The following is a 1020-nucleotide window of genomic DNA, read 5'->3' on the forward strand; positions in this document are numbered from 1 at the left end:
TTTATCGATTTTTGGGTGCAATATCAATGACCATGTTTTAATGCGGTTTTGGGAGCTTTAGGATACTACTGACTTCCTCAGAAAGTTTCAGTTCAAAATTCTAAAGCAGGGCTTCCCAAAGTGCGGCCCGCGGGCCGCATGCGGCCCGCCAAGGCCTTCACCTTCCACCTGCCCGGTTGTGTCCGAGTTCTTTGATTATTTGATAGCCGTAGTTGGAAAAATTGGGGTAATTAGTCATGGTAATTAGTAGGTTTTTAGTGAACAGTTCAATAATGGATAATGGATAATTGATAATTACCTCTGTCTAAAAGAAAGAGGATTAAATAAAAGGAGAAGGTTTTCTTCTTTCTCTTGAAATAGAAGGCTTTAAACCTTAATTATTCGGTAATAGGAAACAATTAAATTTTTACATTAGGTTCCGAGTCGCTATATTTTGATTATGGTTTAATTAAGTTTGGCTCTGCTTTTCTGTATTTAGAAAATATTTTTACAGGTTTGGATATTAAATAAATTAGGGGTATTAGAGTAATAGAAAGAGAGGCGATCGCTACTATTGCTGAGTCGAAAATTTATCCTAAAGTAAAGCAGTGTAGTTGAGGAATGAATTCATAAAAATGCTTAAAAGTTATAATTAAGCTAAGGTTTAGTCCTATTGTTAAAAGAGCTATAAGTCTTTTTTTTGCTTCGGATAACAATTTATCTATCAGTATATTTTGGTTCTGTTATCTTTTCTAACCAATTAATCCAACCCCTTTCTAATGGTGGTACTAAATGACGAAAAATTATCCGATAATTCGCATCAATTAAATTGCCAATATCTGTCGATTTTATCCCAGTTAATAAACAAATTAATGTCGCACCAAGACTATATAAATCTGAACTTCTTGTTAATTGACGATTAAACATTTGTTCTGGAGACATAAATCCCATCGTACCTTTAACAACACTACTTGCTGCTATTTCTCCTCCTCCCATTCTGGCAAAACCAAAATCTACTAAATAAACATTTAACTGCTCATC

The 1020-nt window shown here is 34.1% G+C and carries 1 pseudogene; it reads right to left on the reverse strand.

The features are described from left to right. Window positions 1–696 precede the first annotated feature (696 nt). A pseudogene (locus F6K13_RS34740) lies at window positions 697–1020 on the reverse strand (protein kinase); the annotation flags it as partial.

This window comes from Okeania sp. SIO2B9 (assembly GCF_010672505.1).
Lineage (GTDB): Bacteria > Cyanobacteriota > Cyanobacteriia > Cyanobacteriales > Microcoleaceae > Okeania > Okeania hirsuta.